Here is a 23,154-nt window from a genome sequence, read left to right on the forward strand (position 1 = left end):
TCGCACATAATGGGATGGCAAAGGGAGGCCGCGAACTGCGGCTGACACTCGCTTCTGTGTCTGTCACTGCATGTGGTCTCGTCGCGGAAGGGGCCTTCGAAGCGGCTGATAGAGGCCGTGCCAAATAGGGAGGATTTGATGAAATCAGGAATTGTACTTGCCGCTGCGGTGCTGACCAGTGCGGCACTGAGCGGCGCCAGCGCCGAGGAGGCTCCGGCTGTGTGTTCTTCGCCTAGCGAAGTCCAAGGCTTCAAAACCTGCGCCGACATTGCGAAGGCCGAACAGGAAGGAGAGCTGGTTTTTTATGCGACCGATGTCGAGCACGGCACCGTGAAGGTACTTGGCGAATTCGAAAAACTCTTTCCCAAGATCAAGACGAGCTACATCCGGCTGCAGGCGGGCGCCCTGTACGCGCGGCTGATGAGCGAGCGGCAAGGCGGCAGCCACCTCGCGGACGTCTTCCAGATCGGCGATATGGGTCTCGTCTTGGATTTCCAATCCAAGGGCGGTTACGCACCCTACGTCTCGCCCGAACTGTCGGCCTATAAACCGGAATATCTCAGCGAGCCGAAGGGTTATTGGACTTGGGCGGTCTTGATGCCTGCTGGCATGGCATACAATCCCAAGGTCGTGTCCGCCGCAGAGGCGCCGAAGGACTGGGCGGATGCGCTCGATCCGAAATGGCACGGCAGCGTCAGCATGAAATCCGCCAATTCCGGCATGCAGCACGTGACGTGGTACGAGTTGAACAAGCTCGACGACACGTTCTGGGACAAGATGGCTGAGCAGCAGCCGCGCGCCTTCGATTCGATGGTGCAGCAGTTCGACCGCCTGGTGAACGGCGACGATAAGATCGGGCTCACTGCGCAATACGCCGCCTATCTTGAATTCAAGAACAAGGGCGCACCGATCGCGTTCGTCGCGCCGACCAGCGGCCTGCCCTCCAGCCCCGAGGTCGTCGGTGTCGTCAACACCGCGCCGCATCCGAATGCCGCCAGGCTATTCCTGGATTGGTATTTGTCGAAATCAGGGCAGCAGGCGTCCGTCAAATACTGGTTCTTCCATTCGCCGCGCGAGGACGTGGCGCCGCCGGAAGGTGCGCTGCCGATCACAAAGATGCACCTGCTGTGGCCGCAGGACTGGATCGACTTTGCCAAGAGCCGGCCCCAGTTCCTGCGCGACATGCGTTCGATGACGGGCATGAAATGAACGTGGCGGAAGAAAACGCGGACGTGGCAACCGCGTCCGCGTGGCGCTGGCGCATGCCCGCGGCCGGAAACCGGACGCAGGCATTCGTCACCCTGATCATCCTCCTCGTTTGCGGCTTCCTGGTTCTCTATCCGATCTTCTTCCTGGTGACGGAATCGCTCAATGTCGGCGACCCGCAGATATTCCCGCCCGAGGAGCTCGGTCTTGCGAACTATCTCGATTCCGTCCTCGACTGGAGGGTGATCGGCAACACCTTGCGTGTTGCCTTTTCCGCCACCGTGATATCGGTCTGCGTCGGTTTCATCCTCGCCTGGATCCTGACCCGTACGAAAATTCCCGGCCGCGGCCTGCTCGAGCGGCTGATTGAGATTCCCTTCTATGTCACGCCGCTTGTCGGCGCACTGGCCTGGGCGATCCTCGCGGCGCCCAAGAGCGGCTTCATCAACCAGGCGTGGGTCTATTTCGGGGGCAGCGGACACATCGTTGACATCTACACGCCCGAGGGCGTCGCCTGGGTGATGGCTCTGTTCGAGGGGACTGTGGCCTTCGTGATGATTTCCGCCGCCATGAAGTCGATGGACCCGTCGCTGGAGGAAAGTTCGCGCGTGATGGGCGCCGGCAAGCTGCGGACGATGTTCAAGGTCACGCTGCCGCTGGTGTTCCCGGCCGTGATGGGCGCCTTCATCTTCGTCTTCGCCGAGATGTTGGGATCCTTCGCCGCGGCATTGGTTCTGGGCATACCGGGCCGCTTTTACGTCATCACCACGGCGATCTGGGAGCTGACGCTGTCCTACCCGCCGGATTACGGCCGGGCCGCCGCACTCGGTATCTCGTTGTTCGCCGTGATGTTCGCGATGCTTGCGCTTTACCGCTGGATCGTGCGCCGGGGCAGCTATGCGACCATTTCGGGCAAGGCATTCCAGCCCCGCCTCATCGATGCCGGCCGATCCGGCTGGTTCCTGCTCGGCTTCTGCTGGCTCTATGTTGTGGTTGCGGTGGGGCTGCCGCTAGCGGCTCTTGTCCTCACCTCGTTCCAGCGCTTCGCCACCGTGATCATGTCGCAGAGCGAGTTCACGCTGGCCAACTACGCCACCGCGCTCAGTCTGGATTCGATCCGCAGCGCCATCGGCAACAGCCTTCTACTCGGCTTCGGCGTGGCGACGATCGGCGTGTTCCTGATGCTCTTGCTGGTATGGATCATCTACCGGTCGCGAGCTCCCGGCCGCGGCGCCATCGAATATATCGTGATGTTCCCGCAGGCCGTGCCGCGCATGGTGTTCGGCCTGGCGCTGCTTTGGGCGTGGCTCAACATGCCGATCCCGATCTACGGCACGCTTTGGCTGCTCGCCATCGCCTATTTCACGGTGCTCCTGCCGCTCGGCGTGCGCACCCTTGCCGGCGTCGTCCTGCAGATAGACCGCAGCCTCGAGGAATGCGCCCGCGTCTGCGGCGCTTCATGGGGCCAGCAATTGCGGACCGTGACCCTGCCGCTCATGCGGCCGGGGATGATTTCTGCCTGGGTGCTTCTGTTCATCGCCAGCGTGCGGGAACTCGGCGTCTCCATTTACCTGATGGGACCGAACTCGAAGGTGATCGCACCGGCGATCGTCAGTTCATGGTCGAGCTCGGGGACGGAACTCACCGCCGCGATGGCGGTCATCCAAACGGGGACGGTGCTTATCGCGGTGCTGTGCCTGTTCTACGTCAGCCGCCGCTACAGCAGCCTGAATGCGGAAAAGGGAGGCCAGGCTTGAAGATGACGGGCACACAAGGATCTGCCGACGCGGGGAGCCGCGAGCGCGGCGCCACGATCGAGATCAAGGATCTGGTGATCCGCTACGGCACGTTCACCGCCGTTCAGGGCGTGTCGCTCTCGGTTGCCGCCGGCGAGCACCTCACCCTGCTGGGGCCTTCCGGCTGCGGCAAGACGACGACGCTTCGATCGATCGCAGGGCTTGAGCGTCCGACGAGCGGCGAAATCGTGGTCGACGGCAAGCCGTTTTTCTCGTCGACGCAGCGCATCGACGTGCCGACGGAGAAGCGCGGCACATCCATGGTGTTCCAGTCCTACGCGATCTGGCCGCATATGAGCGTGTTCGACAATGTCGCCTATGGCCTCAATGTGCGCGGCAAGGACAAGGCCACGGTGGCGAAGGCTGTTCGCGAGGCGCTCGATCTTGCCCAGATGTCCGCCTATGCCGACCGGCCGGCATCGCGTCTCTCCGGTGGACAGCAGCAGCGTGTGGCGCTCGCGCGCGCGATCGCATTTTCTCCCAGGGTCGTGCTGTTCGACGAGCCGCTCTCCAACCTCGACGCGAAGCTGCGCAACGAAATGCGCGAGGAACTCCGCACCCTGCGCGACCGACTGAAGATAACATCGGTCTATGTGACGCACGATCAGGAGGAGGCGTTCGCCATTTCCGACAAGGTTGTGGTGATGAATGGCGGCAGAATAGAGCAGATTGGCTCGCCGCAGACCATCTATGCCAGGCCGGCCAACCGCTTCGTCGCCGATTTCGTCGGTTCCGCCAACATCGTCCAGGGTCGGATCGCTGGCGCGGCGTCGGCAGGGGCGATCAAGTTCGAGGTCGATGGCTTTCCGATCCAGGCGCTCGCGCCGTTTGCGCCGACCGGGTCCGAAACTAGCATCGCCATTCGGCCGGCCTATGTCGCGCTGACGGGCAAGCGCCCCGATCCATCCGCCGCGAATGTCGTTCCGGGAACCGTCACGCAGCGCATGTTCCACGGCGACTTCGTTCAATACCGCTTCGAATGCCCGCTCGGCACGCTCGCCGTGCGCGGCAGCCCCGCCGAATTGCTCGAGCCCGGATCGGAAGCCTTTGCTGGCCTCAAGCCGGAGCATTGCGTGTTGATCCGCGACTAAGACAACAATGGAGGAGTTTATCGCATGCGCCGAATAGTATCTGCCTTTGCCGCATTATGCCTGTGGGCCGCCGGCGCCCATGCCGACGAAAGAGCCACCAAGGCCTGTCCGTCGCCGCAACAGGTCCAGGGCTTCGCCACCTGCGCGGACGTCGCCAAGGCGGAACAGGAGGGCGAACTGGTCCTCTATTCACCCGCGCCGGAGCCGGGAACGGTGAAGCTGCTGGATGAATTCCACAAGCTCTTCCCCAAGATCGAGACGAAATATGTGCGCCTGCAGAGCGGCGCGCTCTACGCACGGCTGATGCGCGAGCGTCAAGCCGGCAGCTTCCTGGCCGACGTCCTGCATCTATCCGACACCGGTCTGGTTCTCGATTTTCAGAATCATGACGGCTACGGCGCCTATGTCTCCCCGCAGGATGCCGCCTACAAACCCGAGTTCAAGAGCCAGCCGGAAGGTCTCTGGACCTGGGGCGCGGTGATCATGGCCGGCATTGCCTACAATCCCAATGTCGTGTCGCCGCAGGACGCTCCCAAGGATTGGCCCGATGTTACCAATCCGCGCTGGGCGGACAAGATCAGCGTCAAGTCCAGCAATTCCGGCCTGCAACTGCTCGTCTGGGATCTGCTGAAGAAGAAGTATGGCGACGGCTTCTGGGACAAGATTGCCGAATTGAGGCCGAAGGCCTTCGATTCCTACGTGCAGCAGTTTGATCGGATCGTGAATGGCGACGACGCGATTGCCGTCAGCGCGCAATATTCCGGCTACCTGCTCTACAAGCACAAGGGCGCGCCGATGGAGATGGTTCTGCCGCCCGGCGGGCTTCCGGCGGGACCCGAAATATGGGGCGTGATCAAGGAGGCCTCGCATCCAGAAGCCGCCCGGCTTTTCCTGGACTGGTTCCTTTCGCCGCTTGGCCAGCGGATTCAGGCCGACAACGTCTTCCTTCATTCGCCGCGTGCGGATGTCGCGCCACCGCCCGGGGGCGTGCCGATCGACCAGCTCAATCTGCTCCTGCCCACCGACTGGTCAATCTATACGCCGATGCGCAGGGAGTTCGTGCGTGTCTGGAACAAAATGACGGGACTGCGCTGAATCGCAGCCACAAGCTTGCCGCGCGTGCCGGACCATAGGAAATCGGCCGAGGCTGTCTGCCCTCGGCCGATTTCTTGCTTGTGGAATTTTCGCTGCCAGGCGGCGGGACGATTGCACCAAAGTTAATCCCGATCTGTCCGATGCGCGCCGAACGGTTTAGGGTTCGATTTATCGGGCTCGGAGCCGGTTCTAGTTTCGAGGTAGACATCCGGCAAACCCGCTAACGTGCCGTAACTAAGGGAAATTCATATTCCGCGCGCTGAGTTTTTCAGCGTAATCGACGGTAGGCGAGATTGAATCCCGTTGCCCCGATTTGCGGCTTGAAATTCCAGGCGGCGAGGCTATAAATGTGATCACAGATCGCAGATTGACGGTTGGCCCGTCACGGAGGAGGTTCAGAGTGGTCCTGAGATTGCCGGAGGAAGTCCGTCAGATTCGCGACACGGTACGCGCGTTCGTCGACGATATCGTGCAGCCGCGCGCGGCGGAGATCGATCGCGCCAACGAGATCCCGGAAGAGATACTCGACAAGGCGCGCGAACTCGGCCTGTTCGGCTTCTCCATCCCCGAGGCCTATGGCGGACTTGGCGAAAGCGAGCTCGCCTCGTCGGTGGCGCTCGAAACGATGAGCCACGGACCGGGCGGGGTCACCTTCTTCGTCGCGCCGAGCGCGCCGGCGGCCGCTATCAACCTCGTGGGCAGGCCCGATCAGAAGGACCGCTATCTTCCCGATCTCGCCGCCGGCAAGCGCTATGCGGCCTTTTGCCTTAGCGAAGCCGGCGCGGGGTCTGATGCAGCGGGCATCAAGGCGCGCGCCGTCCGCAAGGGCGGGCGGTGGTCGATCAGCGGCACGAAGCTATGGATCAGCCGCGCGAATAAGGCTGGCGTCTTCCTGGTTTCGGCCGTCACCGACCCGGACAAGGGCGCCAAGGGCGGAATCACCGTCTTTCTTCTGGACAAGCGCAAGGGCATCAAAGTCGGCAAGCAGGACTGGCAGCTCGGCGGCCGCGGCTCGGGCAGCGCCGAAGTGCATTTCGACGAGTGCGAGGCCAGCGATGACGAAGTGCTCGGCGAGGTCGGTTATGGCTTCAACGCCTTGAAATTCATCCTGGGGCGTGCCCGCCTCTGGGCCGCGGCGCGCGGCGTCGGCGTCATTTCGCGGGCCGCCGAACTCAGCATCGCTCATGCCGAGACGCGTCAGCAGTTCGGCAAGAAAATCGGCGAGTTCCAGGCGATCAAGCACAAGATCGCGGATATGACCGCGGATCTCTACACGGCGCGGCTGCTGCTCTACCAGGCGGCGATGCTTTTCGACGAGGGCAAGGATGCCGCACAGGAAGCCGCTTACGCCAAGCTGTTTTGCAGCGAGGCGGCGGGCCGCGCCGCCGACTCGGCGGTGCAGATACATGGCGCCATGGGCGTGTCGCAGGAATTCGGTGTCGAGCGTCTCTATCGGGACTGCCGCGCCTACCGCATCCTTGACGGAACCTCCGATATCCAGCGCGGCATGATCGCCAGCCGTGTGCAGCGCGTCGGCCTCGGGCATACGCTGGCGCCGGGAGGTCTGGAGTGAGATTGCAAGCAGCAGAAACGATCTTGGCCGATGTCGTGGTCGTGGGAGCCGGCGGCGCGGGCTTGCGTGCCGCCTACGAAGCGGCGGCGGCCGGAGCGAGGACGGTGCTGGTCACCAAGGGGCGCATCGCGGTCTCCGGCGCGACCGCTGTCGGCCTTGCCTCCACGGCCGGATTCGCGGTGGGCGACGGCGCGGGCGACCCGCTCGACGATCCGGATGTCCATTACAACGACATCATGACCGCGGCCCAGGGCTGCGCCGACCCGGCGCTGGTGCGCATCCTCGTCGACGAGGCGATGGAGGCGTCCGAGGATCTCGACCGCTGGAACATCGACTTCATACGCGATCCCGAAAGCGGCAAGCCGCTGGTTGCGCAGGGCGATTTCGCCTCCCGTCCGCGCAACCGCAAGATTTATCATCATGGCCGCCCCATCACGGAGGCCCTGAAGAAGGAAACGCAACGCGTCGGCGTTCAGTCCATCGAAGGTGCCACCGTGCTGTCGCTGCTGCAGGACGAGCGCGGCATACACGGCGTTGTGGTGTTGTCCCGACAGGGCAAGGTCATCGTGATCGAAGCGGGCTGCACGGTTCTGACCACCGGCGGCGCCGGTCAGCTCTTCCAGCTCAGCCTTATGCCTCCCGATATCACGGGGGATGGTTATGCGCTCGGCTATCGGGCGGGCGCGACGCTTGCCAATATGGAATTCATGCAGGCAGGCTTTGGCACGGTGAAGCCGGCGCTGAACATCGTCTACACCTGGTTCTGGGGCGGCGTACCTCCCTTCGTTGATCACGACGGCAAATCCGTGCTGGACGGTGCGCTGCCGGCGGGCGTCGGCGCGGCTGATGCGATGCTGGAAAAGGTCAAGCACTATCCCTTCAGCGCATCGGATGCCTCGCGTTGGCTGGAGATCGCCACCAAGAATGCAATGCGCGACGGCCGGGCGGACGAGAACGGCGCCTTCCTGCTCGATCTTCGGACGACCGATCCGGACAGCATCCCGCAGAAGGGGTTCACGCAGTTGTGGAACGTCTCCAAGGGATGGCTGCGCCAGAAGCATATGGACATCGAGACCCAACCGCTGCGGATCGGCCTTTTCGGTCATGCGATCAATGGCGGGCTGGTCATCGACGAGCACGGCCAGACCTCGGTGGGAGGTCTTCTCTCGGCCGGCGAGAACGCGGCCGGTCCCTATGGCGCGGACCGGCTCGGCGGCAACATGCTGCTCAATTGCCAGGTGTTCGGCAAGCGAGCGGGCCGGCGTGCGGCGACGGTAGGGCGTGAGCGCGCCGGCGTGGATGCGTCCAAGCTAGCTGCCCGTGCCCTGGAGCAGATCGAGCGTCGGTCCAAGGCCGAAGACGGGTTGAAGGTGAAGGACGCGCACAAGCGCATCAAGCAGATCATGACCGACCACGCGCTTGTGGTGCGTAACGAGGCCGGGCTCATGACGGCCGAGACCCAACTGGCGGAACTGGCCGCGTCGCTCGAAGTCGGCGACTACGGCGTCTCTACGGCCAAGGATGTGATCGCGCTCAACGAAGCGCTGAGCATGATCGATGTCGGCCGGGCCATGTGCGCGGCCGCGCTGGTTCGCAAGGAAACCCGCGGAAGCCACTATCGCGAGGATGCGGACTTCCATGATGATGCCCAGTTCGCGCGTCCGATCATGGTCAGGCACGCCGGGAACGGCGCCGCCTTTGCCACTTTGGGGGCCTTTGGGAACGCGGCGTGATGGCGGGCTATCGAGTCAAGCTCACGCGGGAAGGGCGGGTTGCGATATTGTCGCTCGCCCGCCCGGATGCGCTCAACGCCATCGACCGGGCGATGTGCGACGCGATCGTCTCCGTGCTGGACAGGCTGGAGGAGGATGGCGACTGCAGCGTCCTCATGATTGCGGGGGAGGGCAGGGCGTTTTGCGCCGGCGCCGATCTGAAGCATATGCGCGCCCTGGCGGGCGAGAGCCTGCGCCGTTTCATCGAACGGACATGGATCGTCGGCGAGCGCATCGAGCGGTCGCCGCTGTTGAGCATTGCGGCCGTGCAGGGCTTCGCGCTGGGCGGCGGCGCCGAGCTTGCGCTGGCGTGCGACATGCGGCTGTGCGAAAGCACGGCCATGTTCGGTTTCCCGGAAATGACGCTCGGCAGCGTTCCGGGTTCCGGCGCCATGCAGCGGTTGCACCGTCTCGTCGGCCCGGCGCGGGCGCTGGAGCTCGTCGTCGAGGGCAAGCGCATGGATGGAAACCGCGCCGGCGAGATAGGGCTCGTCAATCGCGTCGTGGGCCATGGTGAAGCATTCGACGCGGCTTTGGCGTGGGCCCGTGACCTCTCGGAACGGCCCTCCGAGGCGATACGCTACGCGAAAACCTGCATGCGCCTGCCGGCGGATGGCGCGGTCGCCCCGATGGTACAGGGCATGGTGAGCAGCATCTGCCAGTCAGGCGCCGGCTATCGTGCCAATGCCGGGCAGTTTCTGTCGGGAAAGGATTCTCGCTGATGGCAGCCCTCCGGACCAAGGTAATATCGGCGCGGGAAGCGGTTGCTCCGATCGCCTCGGGAAGCTGCCTTGCCGTCGGCGGCGCGGGCGGCGTTCAGGAGCCGGATCTCCTGATTGAGGCGCTGGTTGCGCGTTTCGATGAGAGCGGCGGGCCGGCTGGCATCACGGAGTTCCATCCGATCCGAACTGGAGAAATCGAGGGACGCGGGACAAGCCTCTTCGGCAAACCCGGCCTGGTGCGCCGCATGATCGGTGGCTCGCTGTGGCCAGTGGGCGTGCCGGAATTGATCAGGCGCATCAACGCCAACGAGATCGCGGCGTACAATTTTTCGATCGGTGTCATGTACGGAATGCTGGAGGCGGCGTCGGCCAATCGCCCCGGCCTCATTACCAGAGTAGGCCTTGGGACATTCGAGGACCCGAAGCATGGCGGCGGGGCCCTGAACGCCATTTCGCGGGATCGGCTGGTGCAGCGCATCGAGATCGACGGCGAGGAGGCGCTTTTCTATCGAGCGATCCCGGTCGACACCGCGTTCATTCGCGCAACGACGGCCGATACAGCCGGTAATCTTACCTTCGAGGAGGAGCCGGCCGTCATCGGCGCACTCGTAATGGCGCAGGCAGCCAAGGCAAATGGCGGCCGGGTGATCGCGCAGGTCAAGCGCGTGGTGCCTGCAGGCACGCTCAATCCGCACATGGTCCGTGTTCCCGGCGCGCTGGTCGACGCGGTGGTGGAAAATGCCGCGCAAAGACAGATCACACATGTGCTTTTCGATCCGACGCTTGTGGGGCTGGAGCGCCTCGATCCGGCTAGCGTTCCGTTGCGGCCTTTGGATTCGGCCAAGGTCGTCATGCGGCGGGCGTTCCTCGAGGCGCGGCGGGGCAACCTGCTGGCCATCGGATATGGCGTTCCGGGTTATCTTCCGGCGATCGCGATCGAGGAGGGTGTCCTCGACGATGTCGAATTCACGATCGAGCACGGCGTGTTCGGCGGCATCAACGGTTATGCAGCTGGTGGGAAGACGTTTCCAGTGGCGCACAATCCCACGGCAATCATCGATTCAGCCGACCAGTTGCGCTTCTTCGCGGGGGGCGGGATCGACTGTGCCTATCTCGGTGTGGGCGAGCTCGACGGTCATGGCAACATCAATGTCGGTCGCTTCGGCGAGCGCATCCCGGGAACCGGCGGTTTCGTCGAAATGACCCAGGGCATCGGGAAGATCGTGTTCTGCTTCGTTCTCGGCGACCGCGTGCCCCTCAAGTTCAAGGAGCAGGTGCAGAGCATTTCCTTCAACGGCGCCGACGCGTTCCGGCGAGGCCAGAAGATTACCTATGTCACCGAGAAGGCCGTCTTCGAGCTGACGAAGGACGGATTGACGCTGACCGAGATCGCTCCGGGTTTCGATCCGCGCGCTGAACTCGCCGACATCGTGCCATGCCGGATCGCGATTGCGGAGCAGTTGCGCGAGATGCACGAAGCCTGTTTCGCCGAAGCTCCGATGAACGTCCGCCGGTTGTGGGGCGGCGGCTGAAGCCAGCCGATGGTTGCGAAAGCATCAAGGAAGGATCGATCGAGCGATGGGACGACGGACGCCTGAGATATTGGACGCTGCTGCCGCGGTTACATCGATCCCGGACGGCGCGACCATATGCGTGATGGGGACCGGGCCGGTGCTCGAGCCGGCGCACTTGCTGGACGCGCTCGAAAAGCGCTTTCTGGCCGAGGCGCACCCGCGCGACATGACGCTGATCACGCCGATGTTGCCGGGCGACCGCCGGGGCGAGGGCGGCATGAACAGCTTCGCGCACGAGGGAATGCTGTCGCGGCTGATCGGTGCGTCTTTTGCCAGGGCGAGGCATCCCGCTCTGCTTGACCTCCTGCGGGAGGGCGTGGTCGAAGGCTACATGACCAGCATGGGCTCGATGATCGAGCTGCTGACGGCCATCGGCTCCGGCAAACCTGGCCTTTTCACGACGGTCGGTCTAGGCACCTTTCTGGACCCCCGCCGCGAAGGCGGGGCGCTCAACGAGCGCTCCACGCGCCCGCCCTGCCGCATCGAGACGATCGATGGCAAGGAATACATCTTCTACCCGGCATTTCCCATCGATGTCGCCATCATCCGTGGCACCACGGCCGACGAGAACGGCTATGTCAGCTTCGAGGAAGAGACCAACACACTTGGCGCCGCCGAGATCGCCATGGCCTGCAAGGCCTCCGGTGGCCGCGTGATCGTGCAGGTGAAGCGCCTCGCAAAGGCGGGCAGCCTGGACCCGCGTCTAGTCCGCGTACCCGGCCCGCTCGTCGATGCGATCGTGGTCGATCCGCGCCAGACCCAGCTTTCTCCCGCCATGGCCGATCCGCTGGCAGGGTGGAACCCGTTCCTCGCCGGCGCGCTCAAGCACCCGCTTAAGGGGCTCGCCACGGTCAAGGCGGGTCCGGAACGGACGATGCTGCGGCGCGCGGCGTTAGAGCTAAAGGAAGGCGACGTTGTGAACCTGGGCGCCGGTGTTGCGACCAAGCTGCCTCTGCTGGCCCTGGAGGAAGGCATCCTCGACCGGGTCACCTTCACCAACGAGCACGGCATCTTCGGGGGCATGATGGGCACAGCACTGGGCGGCTCCTTCGTGCCGGCGCTCAACGCCGAGGCCATCATGGATTCCGTTTTCCAGTTCAATTTCTACGATGGCGGCGGGCTCGACGTCACCTTTCTCGGCATCGGCGAAGTCGATGCGTCCGGCGACCTGAATGTCAGCCGCTTCGGCGAGGAGATCAACGGCCCCGGCGGTTTCAACAACATCACCGACCGCACGAGGCGCATCGTGTTTTGCGGCTCGCTGACGAGCGGCGGCCTGAGGGTCGAGATATCCGGCGGCCGGATGCGGATCGCACAGGAAGGACGGCACAAGAAGTTCGTGCCCAAGGTGGAGCAGGTCACCTTCAACGCCGCTCGTGCCCTCGAGAAGAGGCAGGAGGTGCGCTACGTGACCGACCGCGCGGTGATGCGCCTGACCCAAGGCGGACCGGAGCTCATCGAAATCGCGCCGGGCATCGATATCGAGCGCGACATCCGAGCCAATGTCGGCTTCGACCTGCGCGTATCTCCGGACCTGCGTGAAATGCCGCCCGAGGTGATGGCCGACGGCCTCATGGGCTTGAGCGGAAAATTTGGAGGAAATTGACGAATGAGCATGGTCACGATGCCGGAACCCGTGGTTCTGGGCCTCTGGTTCGAGGATTTCGAAATGGGCAAGGAACGGTTTTCGCCCGGCCGAACCATTACGGAAAGCGACCTGACAGGCTTCTCCGGCCTGACCGGGGATTACAGCCAGGTCCACACGGACGAGGAATTCTGCAAGAAAACGGAATTCGGAACCCGCATCGCGCACGGGCTGCTCGGCCTGTCCATCGCACAGGGCCTGATGTGGCGCACCAACTACACGCAGGGAACCGGGGTTGCCTCGCTCGGCTGGGACAAATGGAGCTTCAAGCTGCCGATCAAGATCGGCGACACGGTGCGCGTGCGCTGGAAGCTGACGCAGAAGCGCGAAAGCGCGAGCAAGCCGAACATGGGCATCATCACCGAGTTCGTCGAGCTGCTCAACCAGCGCGGCGAGACCACGCAGAGTGGCGAGCACATCACGCTGATCAGAAAGCGGCCGAAATGAGCAAGCCGGAATTCACCTACCTGAAAACCGAACTCGAGGGCCAGGTCGCGGTCGTGACGATCAACCGGCCGGAGGTGCTGAACGCCTGCAACTCCGCGACCCATCGTGAAATGCAGGCAGCGATGGACTGGGCCGAAGGCGACGAGTCGATCAAGGTCGTGGTCATCACCGGCGCCGGACGGGCCTTCTGCTCCGGATCCGACCTGCGCGAAGTCGGCCAGTTCCAAGGCGCGGCCGCGCGCAGCTATCTCAAGCTGGATTTCTCGACAAAGAACCGCATCGCGGCCTGCGCCAAACCGGTGATCGCGGCCCTGCACGGCCACGTCGCCGGAGGCGGTTTCGAGATGGCGCTTGCGTGTGATATCCGCATCGTCGCGGAGGACGTGCAGTTCTCCTTACCCGAGATCGTGCTCGGCACGATACCGGGATCGGGAGGCCTGCAGCGCCTGCCGCCGATCGTCGGACTCGGCGTGGCGAAGGAATGGGCGCTGACTGGGCGCCGGATCGGCGCGGAGGAAGCGCACCGGCGAGGTCTGGCCAATGCCGTTCATCCGCTCGAACGCCTGATGCCGGAAGCCATCGCCTTCGCGCAAGGATTGGCCGAGCGCAGCTCGATGGCGCTGTTCCTGTCCAAAGTGGCGTTGGACCCGAACCCGCCGCAGCCGGGCGGCATGGTGGGCGTCTTTCACATGCTTGCCTCGGAAGCTTGCCACAACGACCCGACCTACAAGGAACGAGCCGGCTCTTACAAGAACAAAGCGAAGTAGGCAGGCCGCTTTCTCGCATTTGCGCCAGCCGATCGGCCGGCGCCGGATTCGGTCGCTGATCAGCCCTGGGCGGCGAATCCTCCGTCCACCAGCAGCGACGTACCGGTGACGAAATCGGACGCGGCGCCGGACAGGAAGATGGCGGCGCCTGCGAAATCCTGCACCTTGCCCCAGCGTTTGGCTGGCACGCGGTCCATGATCTTCGCCTCTAGGCCTTCGACCTGCGCCCGCGCGGCAACGGTCAGTTCGGTGTCGATCCAACCGGGAAGGATGGCGTTCACCTGGATGTTGTCCGGCGCCCAAGCCGTGGCCAGCGCCTTGGTGAACTGGACCAGACCTCCCTTGCTCGACGAATAGGCCACCGAAAAAGGCGCACCGAACAATGCCAGCACCGAGCCGATGCTGATGATCTTGCCGCCGCCGCGTGCCTTCATACTCGTATGGACCGCCTGCGACATGATGAAGGCGCTGGTCAGATTGGTGTCGAGCACCTTGTGCCACTCGGCGAGCGTATAGTCTTCGGGTTGCTTGCGGATGGCGATGCCTGCATTGTTGATCAGGATGTCGACGCCGCCCTGTGCGGCCACAACGCTTGCCACCGCTCTCCTGCAGGCGGCCTCGTCGGTGACATCCGCCTCGATGAAGCTTGCCTTCAGACCGTCGGCATCCAGACCGGATGCAGCCTGGTCGCCCTTCTCTCGATTTCTTCCGACGAGTACGGCATGGGCGCCGGCTTCACACAGGCCCCTGGCCATGCCCAATCCGATGCCGCCATTGCCGCCGGTCACAATGGCCACCCGGCCGGTCAGATCAAAAAGGCGCATTGCGGTTCTCCGGATTTTGTCGCTCTGCGACATTTCATTACACGATTCAATCTAGACAAAACGCCTGCTCTAACTCAATATCAAATGTGATCACAGATCGCAGTATCACCGATTCGGGCATGCGGTCCGAGCCGGCGGCAAGGACCCCGAGGGAGGCAGGATTGCAGAGCTTGAAAAAAAGAATGAAGGCCGGGGAAAATCTCATTGGCTGTTTCATCATGCTGCCTTCCGCCTCCGTTACCGAAATGGTTGCCTATGCAGGCTTCGATTTCGTTATCCTCGATACCGAACATGGCGCGGCAACCCCGGAGACCCTCGAAAACCAGTTGCGAGCCGCCGAAGCTGCGGGCGTGCCGGCGCTGGTGCGCACGGTCGGCATGACGGCAGGAGAAATCCTCCGCGCCCTGGATGCTGGCGCGTCGGGCATCTTGGTGCCGCATGTCTGCACTGCGCAGGAGGCAGCTTCCCTCGCCGAGGCTGCCCACTATCCGCCGTATGGCATTCGCGGCCTCGCCACCACGGCGCGCGCCGGCAAGCACGGTCTGGTCAAGCTCGCCGACCATCTCAAGAACGCCTATGAGAACACGATCGTGCTCGTCCAGGTCGAGGATGCGCGCGCGCTCGACGATGTTCCGGCCATTGCAAAAGCCAAGAATGTCGACGGCGTCTTCATCGGGCCGGCCGATCTGTCGATCTCGCTGGGCCATCCGGGCAACCCCGGCCATCCCGACGTCGTCGCGGCGATCGACAAGGCCGTATCCGAGATCGTCGCCGCCGGATCGAGCCCGTCGACCTTCGCGCGCTCGCCCTCGGAAGTCGGCGACCTGCGCAAGCGCAGCTTTCCGGTCGCCGTGTTCTCGAGCACGCTTATCTTCACGCAGGCCCTGAGCGGGATGGTTCGGGAGGTTCGAGGCAACGGCTGACGCATTTAGAGCCTGATGATGCGGATAAAAGCAGGTTGGCTGAATCGCCAACGGACGTGATGGAGGAGACAATGAAAACCATGCAGAAACTGCGGACATTGATTTTGGCCGGCGGCATGCTCACCCTTGCCGGCACGGCCGCCATGGCTGAGGACAGCTACAAGATCGGCGTGTCCGAACCGTTGTCGGGCGCCGCCAGTTCGCTTGGCGTACCGGTGGTCGACAGCATCAAGGCCGCGGCCGAAGTGATCAACGCCAATGGCGGCGTCGACGGGCGTAAGATCCAGCTTGTCATCCGCGATGACCAGAGCAGGCCCGATATCGCCGTTCAGAACTTCCGGCGCCTTTCCGAGGAGGGCGTCTACGCCATGATCGGCCCGAACCAGGGCAGCAACACGCTGGCCGTATCGGCGATTGTCAAGCAGGCGAAGGTCCCGACCTGTGCCTTCAACAACACCATCGCGATCACGAAGCAGAACAACCCCTACATCTTCCGTTGCCAGACCAGCGATGCGGACAATGTCAAGGCTGCGCTTCTGTTTGCGCACGACAAGCTGAAGGCCAAGAATATCGGGGTGCTTTACACGTCCGATGCCTATGGCAGCGACGCCTATGCGGCTCTCCAGAAGGAAGCCGAGGCGATGGGCATGCCCGTGGTCGGCGCAGAAAAGGTCAACTACGGCGCGACCGACACCACCGCCGAGTGGACAAAACTGCTTGCAACCAAGCCGGACGTGGTCATCCTGTGGGGATCGGGATCGACCATGTCGATTGCGTTGCGCAATGCCTCCCAACTCGGCAATACGGCGCCGATCATCGGTGCGCAGGGTGTCGCGGCTTCCGCCATCATCGAAGGGGCGGGCGCTGCGGCGGAAGGCATCTACATGGTCACGCTGACGGCACCGGACCAGGTCACCGAAGGTCAAAAGGACCTGGCCAAGATCTATAAGGAAAAGAACGGAGACGACTACCAGTTGACAATCTACGACACGATCGGCTGGGACGCGCTGCATCTCGTGGCCAAGGCGATCGAGAATGCGGGTGGCGACCGCGAGAAGATGCTGGAAGGTTTCGAGAAGATTTCGAACTATCAGCTTGCCGCCGGCACGTATACCTATACATCCGACAACCATGAGGGATTGGGTGTCGATTCCGTGTGGATCGTCCAGGTGAAGGACGGCCGCATGATCGGCGTTCAGCACGGTCTCTGAGGTAGCGGAGGAATCGACTCGATGGATGCCGCTCAACTTCTGCAATTCGCGATCAGCGGATTAACGGTTGGCGCGATCTACGCGCTCGTTGGATTGGGATTCAATCTCATCTTCAACGCCACCGACGTGATTAATTTCGCGCAGGGCGAGTTCGTGATGCTGGGCGGCATCCTGGCAAGTATTGCCATCGGCCAATGGCACTGGCCGATGTGGCTGGCCATCCTGACGACGATCGCCGCTGTCGGTTTGGTCGGCGCCTTGGTCGACTTCGGCGCGGTGTCGCGCGTGCGCCGCGGCAGCGTGATGACGATCGTCATGATCACACTGGGCGTCTCGGTGATGATCAAGACCGCCGCCCTTCTCTGGGTCGGGCCCAACCCACTCTATTTTGATCCGTTCACGGCCGGGCCGCCGTTACGCATCTTTGGCGCGGTTGTGCAATTGCAGGCGCTGTGGGTGATCGGAACCGGTGCGGTCGTCATGGCCGGCCTCGGCCTCTTCTTCAGCCGTTCCGCGCTCGGACGCGAGATGCTCGCCTGCGCCATCGATCGCGAGGCCGCTTACCTGATGGGCATCGACGTGCGCCGGATGGTCCGCATCAGCTTCGTCCTGTCAGCCGCGCTGGGCGCTCTTGCCGGCGTCCTCATCACGCCGTTGACCAACGCCACTTATGACCAAGGCTTCACACTCGCGCTGAAAGGATTTGCCGCATCCGCGCTGGGAGGCTTCGGCCGCAGCGGCTCGGCCATCGTCGGCGGCTTGGCTCTGGGCCTGATCGAAGCCGCGTCGGTGGTGGTGATGCCGTCCGGCTGGAAGGACTCGGTCGCGCTTCTGGTTCTCATCCTGGTGCTGGTGGTTAAGCCGTCCGGCCTTCTCGGCGGCCGGGCCGAGCGGCGCCACACGCAGGCTCTCTGACATATGCAGCGGTCGCTCGTCGCCCTCCTCATGCTTGCCTGGCTAATCCTACCGGGTCTGCTCGGCTCGAATTCGACCCTGAGCTTGCTGGTGTTCGCCGCCATCAATCTCGTGCAGGTGATCGGACTTTCGCTCCTGTTCGGGTTCGCCGGGCAGATATCTCTGGGACAGGCCGGCTTCTACGGCATCGGCGCCTATGTTTCGAGCCTTCTGGCAACCCGTCTCGGCGTGCCGCCCGCACTGGGTATCATCGCCGCGGCCCTGGCGCCGGCGTTCCTGGCCTATCTGATCGGTCGCCCCATCCTGCGCCTGAGGGGCTACTATCTTGCCATGGTCACTGCGGGCACGGGCCTCATCCTTCACACCGTTTTCGTCGAGTGGGGGGGGCTTACAGGCGGCTATTCAGGCGTTGCCGGCATCCCGCCTATCGCGGTGGGATCTTTCGCCTTCGATACCCCGCGCTCGATGTTCTATCTGACGACAGGGTTCGCAATCCTCATCCTGTTCCTGGCGCACCGCATGGTCAAATCGAGCTACGGGCGCGCGATGCGCACGACGCGCGAATCCGAAGCGGCGGCACGCTCCGTCGGCATCGACGTTTCACGGCTGAAGACCGAAGTGTTTGCGGTCTCGGCGGGGCTTTCGGGTATCGCTGGTGCGCTCTATGCGCATTATATCGGCTACATAAGCCCTGAGACCTTCACCATTGACACCTCGATCAACCTGCTGCTGGCATTGGTGATTGGCGGCGTCGGGTCGCTGTGGGGTGGTGCGATCGGGGCGGTGCTCCTAACCTTTCTGCCGGAGTGGCTCCACCAGTTGCAGAATGCCTACGGCATCGTTTTCGGTGCTCTTGTCATCGTCCTTTTGACGATCGAGCCAGATGGAATCGTCGGCATCGTCAAGCGGCTCGCGGAAACTTGGCGACGCCGCGGCAATCAGAAGCTCGACGAGCGTACAGTATGAAACTGGCCATCGAAGATATCGGGGTACGGTTCGGCGGGCTGTGGGCAAATCGCAATGTCAGTTTCGGCGTGCAGGAAGGATCCATCAGCGCCTTGATCGGCCCAAACGGCGCCGGCAAGACGACGCTCTTCAATGTCGTCTCAGGATTCCAAGCTCCGACGCAAGGTAAGGTCAGCCTGGACGGAGAGGTCATTTCGGGACTACGGCCTGAGAAAGTTGCCTTGCGCGGGATTGGCCGGACCTTCCAACTGCCCGAGATCTGCCACGATCTCACGCTTCTGGAAAACGTGATGGTGGGCGCCTACCGCCATATCCGCGGAGGGATATTCGGGCAGATGCTAGGCCTGGGGCCTGCGGCGAAGACCGAGCGTGAGGCGCGCGAGAGCGCCGAATCGGAGCTTGAAAGGGCAGGGCTCGCCAAACAGCGCAACCAGTCGGCCAGAGCATTGCCGCTGGGTCAGGTGAGGCTGCTGGAAATTGCCCGTGCGCTGGCCTCGCAACCTAGCCTGCTGCTGCTCGACGAGTCCGCTTCCGGACTGAACGCACGCGAGGTCGAGAACCTGGCGCACCTGATAAGGCAACTGCCGGCGCGAGGCGTCACGGTGCTGTTGATCGAACATAACGTCCGCTTTGTGATGCAGTTGGCCGAGCAGATCGCGGTCCTCGATCATGGACAGCTCCTCAGCGTGGGTACACCTGCCGAGATCCGGAACGATGAGAGCGTCATCACCGCCTATCTGGGGAGGCGTCATCACTGATGCTGAGCGTTCGGCAGATCGAAGTGCGCTATGAGGGGATTGCCGCCGTCCGCGGCATCTCCTTCGATCTGGCTGCGGGAGAATGTCTCGCCTTGATCGGGCCGAATGGCGCCGGCAAGTCGTCGACGCTGCGCGCGATTTCGGGGCTGGCTCGGGTATCGAGCGGCGCTATCATGTTCTCAGGCTCCGACATAAGCGGCCTGCGAGCTCATCAGATTGCCCGCCTGGGAATCGCGCATGTTCCCGAGGGACGGCACATCTTCGGACCCATGACAGTCGAGGACAATCTTCTGCTCGGCCGCCAGAGGATGGGCGACCTCTCTCCCTCGCAAGGACTGGAGATGGTCTATGACATATTGCCGAAGCTGCAGGAGCGCCGCGGCCAGCAGGCCGGCAGCCTGTCCGGCGGCGAGCAGCAGATGGTGGTCATCGGCCGCGCCATCATCGGCCAGCCCAAGCTGCTGATGCTGGATGAACCTTCAATGGGGCTGGCGCCGCAGATTGTCGATACCGTCTTCGAATTGCTTGGAAAGCTGCGCAGCGCCGGCCAGACCATTCTGCTCGTCGAGCAGAATGCGGAGCTTGCCATGGATTTCGCGCAGCGCTGCGTGGTCCTCGGCGTGGGAGAGGTTCAACTCACCGGCACCTCGGCGGAATTGAGAAGCCGCCAGGACATTATCGATGCCTATCTCGGCACTTTCTGAGCTTCCCAGGAAACACATGGCTTATGTTCGTTGCGTCGCGCGCCTGGCCGAGCGCGATCATGAAAGGCTTTGACGATGGCACGCAAACTGCGCTGGCGAAACCGACCGGAGGGCGCGAACTGGGGCGAGTTCGGCGAGGACGATCAGCTCGGACGATTGAACCTCATTACGCCCGAGGTGCTGCGCAAGGGGCTGGCGGAGGCGCGCGAGGGGGTGGCCTTCTGCCTGAGCCTGCCGCTGGACTATCCCGGCGGCAGCGTGCTGAGCGCGGCGCGCAAGCCGCCGGTGCTGCGGCCCACCATCCGCCGCGGCAAGCCTTACTTCGCCTATCGCATGGAGGACGAGGATTCCCGTATGACCGACGTCGTCAACGACGACGTGGCGATCCTGCATCTGCAATATTCGACGCATTGGGACGCCCTAGGCCACGTGGGATCGCTGTTCGACGCGGACGGGGACGGCGAGCGCGAAGTCGTCTTCTACAATGGCTATCGCGGGGACCGCGATTTCGTCGGACCAACCGATGTTGCCGATGCGGGAGTGGGGGAGGAGAAGTCTACGTTCGCCGCCAAGGCGCTGGGCGCGGAGCGGATGGCGGAATTGCCGATCCAAGGGCGCGGCGTCATGGTCGACCTTGCCCATCACCATGGACGTGAACGTGTGCCCATCGGCTATGACGAACTGATGCGGATCATGGAAAAGGACAAGGTCCAGGCCGAAGCGGGCGACATTTTATGCCTGCATACCGGGCTGGCGGCCGCGATCCTGGGGATGAACAAGCAGCCGACCACGGAGGCGTTGCGCACATGCGCCGTGCTGGACGGGCGCGACGACCGGCTGCTGCAATGGATTACCGATAGCCGCATCGCGGCGATCGCCGCCGACAATTATGCCGTCGAGCTCAATCCCAGCCGGGACCAGTGCGACTGCTGCGCCTACCTGCCGCTGCATGAGCATTGTATTTTCAAGCTCGGCATGCCGCTAGGCGAATTATGGTATTTGACGGAGCTGGCGCATTGGCTGCGCGAGCATGGGCGCAGCCGGTTCCTGCTGACGGCTCCGCCGCTTCGGCTTCCCGGGTCCGTGGGCACGCCGCTTACGCCGGTCGCCACCGTCTGATCCGCTTTCATGTTGCCGCGACCGCCCGGATCATTGGCCGGTCGCGGCATTCGTTACTTTAGAATCCGACTTTGTCGGCGCCCTTTAGCTCAAGGATCTCGCGCGCGTCGTCCGGCGTCGCGACCTCGAGTCCCAAAGCCTCGATGATCTGGCGGACGGCGCGAACCTGCTGCACATTCGTCTCGGCGAGCTTGCCGGGCGCGATCCAGAGCGAATCCTCCAGTCCGACGCGCACATTGCCTCCCATCGCCACCGCCATCGCGGCGATCGGAAGCTGGCTGCGGCCGGCGCCGAGCACGGACCAGCGGTACTGGTCTCCGAAGAGCCGGTCGGCGGTGCGCTTCATATGCGCCACGTCCTCGGGGTGGTGACCGATGCCACCCAAAAGGCCGAAGACGCTCTGGACGAAGAAGGGCGGTTTGATCAGCCCGCGCTCGGCGAAATGCGCCAGCGTGTAGAGATGGCCGATGTCATAGCACTCAATCTCGAAACGGGTTCCGTTTTCGGCGCACGTCTTCAGAATGAACTCGATGTCTCGAAACGTGTTGCGGAAGATGCGGTCGTCCGATTCACGCAGATAAGGCTCTTCCCAATCGTGCTTGAACGTCTTGAAACGGTTGAGCATGGGATAGAGGCCGAAATTCATCGAACCCATGTTGAGGGATGCGACTTCCGGCTTGAAATGCTGGGCCGGTCGGACACGCTCCGCCACGAGCATCGTGGGAGCGCCGCCGGTTGTGATATTGACGATGCAACCGGAGCGCTGTTTGATCACCTGAAGAAAAGGCGAAAACGCTTCTGGCCGCTGGTCCGGCTTGCCGTTCTGGGGATCGCGGGCGTGGAGGTGGACGACCGCCGCGCCTGCCTCCGCGGCGCCGATCGCGGCATCGGCGATCTCTTCCGGGGTGATCGGAAGATGGGGGGACATGCTGGGCGTATGAATGGCGCCGGTGACCGCGCAGGTAATGATGACTTTTCTCTTTGTCATTTGAGCCTCGTTCGGTTGGGGAAGGGATTCGTCCGATGATCCGCCGGCATCGGTCAGACGCCGGCGTCGGCGCCACGCTTGTGGGCTTTCAGGGCCGCGAGCCGCCGGTCGCGCCATGCGCTGTGCCGGGCTCGCGCGTCGGCATCGTCGGGCGTTTTCCATTGCGACACGATCTGGGAGACGTTGTCCTGGTCCCAAACCGTGGGCGGCGCAGGGTCCGCGCTTATCGTGCGATAGAAGCCGGTATAGCGCCGGCAATAGTCTTCCAGTCCGCCTGGCGCATTGAGGTCGATGGTTTCGAAGGGCCCCATGAAGCTCCAGCGCAGACCGAGCCCGTCCTTGACCGTCCTGTCCAGATCCTGCGGGCTGATCACGCCGTCGCCCACCAGCCGAAAGGCTTCAGCCAGCAAGGCGCCCTGCAGGCGGTTGAGAACAAAGCCCTCGACCTCGCTCTTTATCGTTACGGGCGTCTGGCCGATGCTTGAATAGATCCGAATCGCTTCGTCCAGCACCGGGCGTGCCGTCCAGGGCGCGCCGCAGACCTCGACCACCGGGACCAAATGCGGAGGATTGACGGGATGACCGACAAGGCAGCGATGCCGGCCGAGCAATGTCTCGGCGAATCGTGAGGGGCAGATGGCCGAGGAGGAGGAGGCGATGATAGTTTCGGGACTGGCCTTCGCATCCAGCTCGCGGAATATCTCGCACTTGGCTGGGAGGTTTTCCGGACCGCATTCCTGGACGAAGCCGGCGCCGGCAAGCGCCGCGTCCAGATCGCGCGTCATCTCGACCCGGCCGGCCGCGACGTCGGGATCGGGCACGAGACCGTGCCGAGCCAGCTCGCGGAGGCCGCCAGCAATCAATTCGAGCGCCGCGGCGCGGGCTTCCTCGACGGGATCGCTGATTCGTACACGCCAACCAGCCGCCGAAAAGACGATTGCCCATGAGCGGCCGATGAGACCCGCTCCGACGATCGCGACGGTGCGATCGATGCTTTCAGTCATGGTCGAAGTCCTTGCCGCTTCATGCCTATGAGATTAAGATCCGTGATCTGTGAT

Annotated in this window: 21 protein-coding genes; 18 read left to right on the forward strand and 3 right to left on the reverse strand. The window is 63.3% G+C overall.

Annotated features, from left to right (window positions below):
* Positions 1-168 precede the first annotated feature (168 nt).
* The 11 genes from BFN67_RS08690 (at position 169) to BFN67_RS08740 (ending at position 13,688) form a co-directional block, all read left to right on the forward strand.
* On the forward strand, positions 169-1,209 hold the full coding sequence (locus BFN67_RS08690) for an ABC transporter substrate-binding protein (RefSeq protein ID WP_158083498.1): 1,041 nt from the start codon (positions 169-171) through the stop codon (positions 1,207-1,209).
* Positions 1,210-1,262: 53 nt separating this feature from the next.
* Complete coding sequence (locus BFN67_RS08695) at positions 1,263-2,963, forward strand: ABC transporter permease (protein ID WP_158083499.1); 1,701 nt, start codon at positions 1,263-1,265, stop codon at positions 2,961-2,963.
* A 2-nt stretch (positions 2,964-2,965) separates the two neighbouring features.
* Positions 2,966-4,093, forward strand: a complete 1,128-nt coding sequence (locus BFN67_RS08700) for an ABC transporter ATP-binding protein (protein WP_080919229.1) — start codon at positions 2,966-2,968, stop codon at positions 4,091-4,093.
* 24 nt (positions 4,094-4,117) lie between these two features.
* Positions 4,118-5,188, forward strand: coding sequence for an ABC transporter substrate-binding protein (locus BFN67_RS08705; protein WP_080919230.1), 1,071 nt, complete (start codon positions 4,118-4,120; stop codon positions 5,186-5,188).
* Positions 5,189-5,588: 400 nt separating this feature from the next.
* Positions 5,589-6,761: an acyl-CoA dehydrogenase family protein gene (locus BFN67_RS08710; RefSeq protein WP_139789094.1), complete on the forward strand. Its 1,173-nt coding sequence runs from the start codon at positions 5,589-5,591 to the stop codon at positions 6,759-6,761.
* A complete protein-coding gene (locus BFN67_RS08715; RefSeq protein ID WP_080919232.1) occupies positions 6,758-8,494 on the forward strand; it encodes an FAD-binding protein in 1,737 nt (578 codons plus the stop codon). The genes BFN67_RS08710 and BFN67_RS08715 overlap by 4 nt, the downstream gene beginning before the upstream one ends.
* Positions 8,494-9,255 carry an enoyl-CoA hydratase/isomerase family protein gene (locus tag BFN67_RS08720; protein WP_080919233.1) on the forward strand — a complete coding sequence of 254 codons (762 nt, stop codon included), beginning with the start codon at positions 8,494-8,496 and terminating at the stop codon, positions 9,253-9,255. The genes BFN67_RS08715 and BFN67_RS08720 overlap by 1 nt, the downstream gene beginning before the upstream one ends.
* Positions 9,255-10,787, forward strand: coding sequence for a CoA-transferase (locus BFN67_RS08725; protein ID WP_080919234.1), 1,533 nt, complete (start codon positions 9,255-9,257; stop codon positions 10,785-10,787). The genes BFN67_RS08720 and BFN67_RS08725 overlap by 1 nt, the downstream gene beginning before the upstream one ends.
* 46 nt (positions 10,788-10,833) lie before the next feature.
* A complete protein-coding gene (locus BFN67_RS08730) occupies positions 10,834-12,435 on the forward strand; it encodes an acyl CoA:acetate/3-ketoacid CoA transferase (protein ID WP_080919235.1) in 1,602 nt (533 codons plus the stop codon).
* A 3-nt stretch (positions 12,436-12,438) separates the two neighbouring features.
* Positions 12,439-12,921 carry a MaoC/PaaZ C-terminal domain-containing protein gene (locus BFN67_RS08735; RefSeq protein ID WP_080919236.1) on the forward strand — a complete coding sequence of 161 codons (483 nt, stop codon included), beginning with the start codon at positions 12,439-12,441 and terminating at the stop codon, positions 12,919-12,921.
* Positions 12,918-13,688: an enoyl-CoA hydratase/isomerase family protein gene (locus tag BFN67_RS08740; RefSeq protein ID WP_080919237.1), complete on the forward strand. Its 771-nt coding sequence runs from the start codon at positions 12,918-12,920 to the stop codon at positions 13,686-13,688. The genes BFN67_RS08735 and BFN67_RS08740 overlap by 4 nt, the downstream gene beginning before the upstream one ends.
* Before the next feature lie 59 nt (positions 13,689-13,747).
* Here BFN67_RS08740 and BFN67_RS08745 read toward each other — a convergent pair whose 3' ends face one another.
* Positions 13,748-14,512, reverse strand: a complete 765-nt coding sequence (locus BFN67_RS08745) for an SDR family NAD(P)-dependent oxidoreductase (protein WP_080919238.1) — start codon at positions 14,510-14,512, stop codon at positions 13,748-13,750.
* 170 nt (positions 14,513-14,682) lie between these two features.
* Between BFN67_RS08745 and BFN67_RS08750 the strand changes: the two genes are divergently transcribed.
* The 7 genes from BFN67_RS08750 to BFN67_RS08780 all read left to right on the forward strand — a co-directional run bounded on the left by BFN67_RS08750 (position 14,683) and on the right by BFN67_RS08780 (position 21,108).
* A complete protein-coding gene (locus BFN67_RS08750; RefSeq protein WP_158083500.1) occupies positions 14,683-15,435 on the forward strand; it encodes an HpcH/HpaI aldolase family protein in 753 nt (250 codons plus the stop codon).
* Between the two features lie 71 nt (positions 15,436-15,506).
* Entirely contained in the window at positions 15,507-16,646 is a 1,140-nt protein-coding gene (locus BFN67_RS08755; RefSeq protein WP_158083501.1) for an ABC transporter substrate-binding protein, read from the forward strand.
* 21 nt (positions 16,647-16,667) lie between these two features.
* The gene (locus BFN67_RS08760) at positions 16,668-17,561 is read left to right on the forward strand and encodes a branched-chain amino acid ABC transporter permease (RefSeq protein ID WP_080919241.1); all 894 of its coding nucleotides are present in this window, start codon (positions 16,668-16,670) and stop codon (positions 17,559-17,561) included.
* A 3-nt stretch (positions 17,562-17,564) separates the two neighbouring features.
* Positions 17,565-18,527 (forward strand): branched-chain amino acid ABC transporter permease, encoded by a 963-nt coding sequence (locus tag BFN67_RS08765; RefSeq protein WP_080919242.1) that lies wholly within the window; start codon positions 17,565-17,567, stop codon positions 18,525-18,527.
* Positions 18,524-19,285, forward strand: coding sequence for an ABC transporter ATP-binding protein (locus BFN67_RS08770; RefSeq protein ID WP_080919243.1), 762 nt, complete (start codon positions 18,524-18,526; stop codon positions 19,283-19,285). Before BFN67_RS08765 ends, BFN67_RS08770 begins: the two co-directional genes overlap by 4 nt.
* Positions 19,285-19,989, forward strand: coding sequence for an ABC transporter ATP-binding protein (locus BFN67_RS08775; RefSeq protein WP_080919244.1), 705 nt, complete (start codon positions 19,285-19,287; stop codon positions 19,987-19,989). Before BFN67_RS08770 ends, BFN67_RS08775 begins: the two co-directional genes overlap by 1 nt.
* Positions 19,990-20,064: 75 nt before the next feature.
* Positions 20,065-21,108, forward strand: a complete 1,044-nt coding sequence (locus tag BFN67_RS08780; protein ID WP_080919245.1) for a cyclase family protein — start codon at positions 20,065-20,067, stop codon at positions 21,106-21,108.
* 58 nt (positions 21,109-21,166) lie between these two features.
* Here BFN67_RS08780 and kce read toward each other — a convergent pair whose 3' ends face one another.
* Positions 21,167-22,096, reverse strand: coding sequence for a 3,5-dioxohexanoate:acetyl-CoA acetone transferase (gene kce, locus BFN67_RS08785; protein WP_080919246.1), 930 nt, complete (start codon positions 22,094-22,096; stop codon positions 21,167-21,169).
* A gap of 53 nt (positions 22,097-22,149) precedes the next feature.
* Positions 22,150-23,100, reverse strand: coding sequence for a 3-hydroxyacyl-CoA dehydrogenase (locus BFN67_RS08790; RefSeq protein WP_080919247.1), 951 nt, complete (start codon positions 23,098-23,100; stop codon positions 22,150-22,152).
* Positions 23,101-23,154: the final 54 nt, after the last annotated feature.

Source organism: Manganibacter manganicus, from assembly GCF_002075885.1.
GTDB lineage: Bacteria > Pseudomonadota > Alphaproteobacteria > Rhizobiales > Rhizobiaceae > Mesorhizobium > Mesorhizobium manganicum.

Coding starts and splice junctions, on each gene's coding strand:
- BFN67_RS08695 (WP_158083499.1), top strand. CDS start 1,263: ATGCCCGCGGCCGGAAACCGGACGCAGGCATTCGTCACCCTGATCATC.
- BFN67_RS08700 (WP_080919229.1), top strand. CDS start 2,966: ATGACGGGCACACAAGGATCTGCCGACGCGGGGAGCCGCGAGCGCGGC.
- BFN67_RS08705 (WP_080919230.1), top strand. CDS start 4,118: ATGCGCCGAATAGTATCTGCCTTTGCCGCATTATGCCTGTGGGCCGCC.
- BFN67_RS08720 (WP_080919233.1), top strand. CDS start 8,494: ATGGCGGGCTATCGAGTCAAGCTCACGCGGGAAGGGCGGGTTGCGATA.
- BFN67_RS08725 (WP_080919234.1), top strand. CDS start 9,255: ATGGCAGCCCTCCGGACCAAGGTAATATCGGCGCGGGAAGCGGTTGCT.
- BFN67_RS08730 (WP_080919235.1), top strand. CDS start 10,834: ATGGGACGACGGACGCCTGAGATATTGGACGCTGCTGCCGCGGTTACA.
- BFN67_RS08735 (WP_080919236.1), top strand. CDS start 12,439: ATGAGCATGGTCACGATGCCGGAACCCGTGGTTCTGGGCCTCTGGTTC.
- BFN67_RS08740 (WP_080919237.1), top strand. CDS start 12,918: ATGAGCAAGCCGGAATTCACCTACCTGAAAACCGAACTCGAGGGCCAG.
- BFN67_RS08745 (WP_080919238.1), bottom strand. CDS start 14,512: ATGCGCCTTTTTGATCTGACCGGCCGGGTGGCCATTGTGACCGGCGGC.
- BFN67_RS08755 (WP_158083501.1), top strand. CDS start 15,507: ATGAAAACCATGCAGAAACTGCGGACATTGATTTTGGCCGGCGGCATG.
- BFN67_RS08760 (WP_080919241.1), top strand. CDS start 16,668: ATGGATGCCGCTCAACTTCTGCAATTCGCGATCAGCGGATTAACGGTT.
- BFN67_RS08765 (WP_080919242.1), top strand. CDS start 17,565: ATGCAGCGGTCGCTCGTCGCCCTCCTCATGCTTGCCTGGCTAATCCTA.
- BFN67_RS08770 (WP_080919243.1), top strand. CDS start 18,524: ATGAAACTGGCCATCGAAGATATCGGGGTACGGTTCGGCGGGCTGTGG.
- BFN67_RS08775 (WP_080919244.1), top strand. CDS start 19,285: ATGCTGAGCGTTCGGCAGATCGAAGTGCGCTATGAGGGGATTGCCGCC.
- BFN67_RS08780 (WP_080919245.1), top strand. CDS start 20,065: ATGGCACGCAAACTGCGCTGGCGAAACCGACCGGAGGGCGCGAACTGG.
- kce (WP_080919246.1), bottom strand. CDS start 22,096: ATGACAAAGAGAAAAGTCATCATTACCTGCGCGGTCACCGGCGCCATT.
- BFN67_RS08790 (WP_080919247.1), bottom strand. CDS start 23,100: ATGACTGAAAGCATCGATCGCACCGTCGCGATCGTCGGAGCGGGTCTC.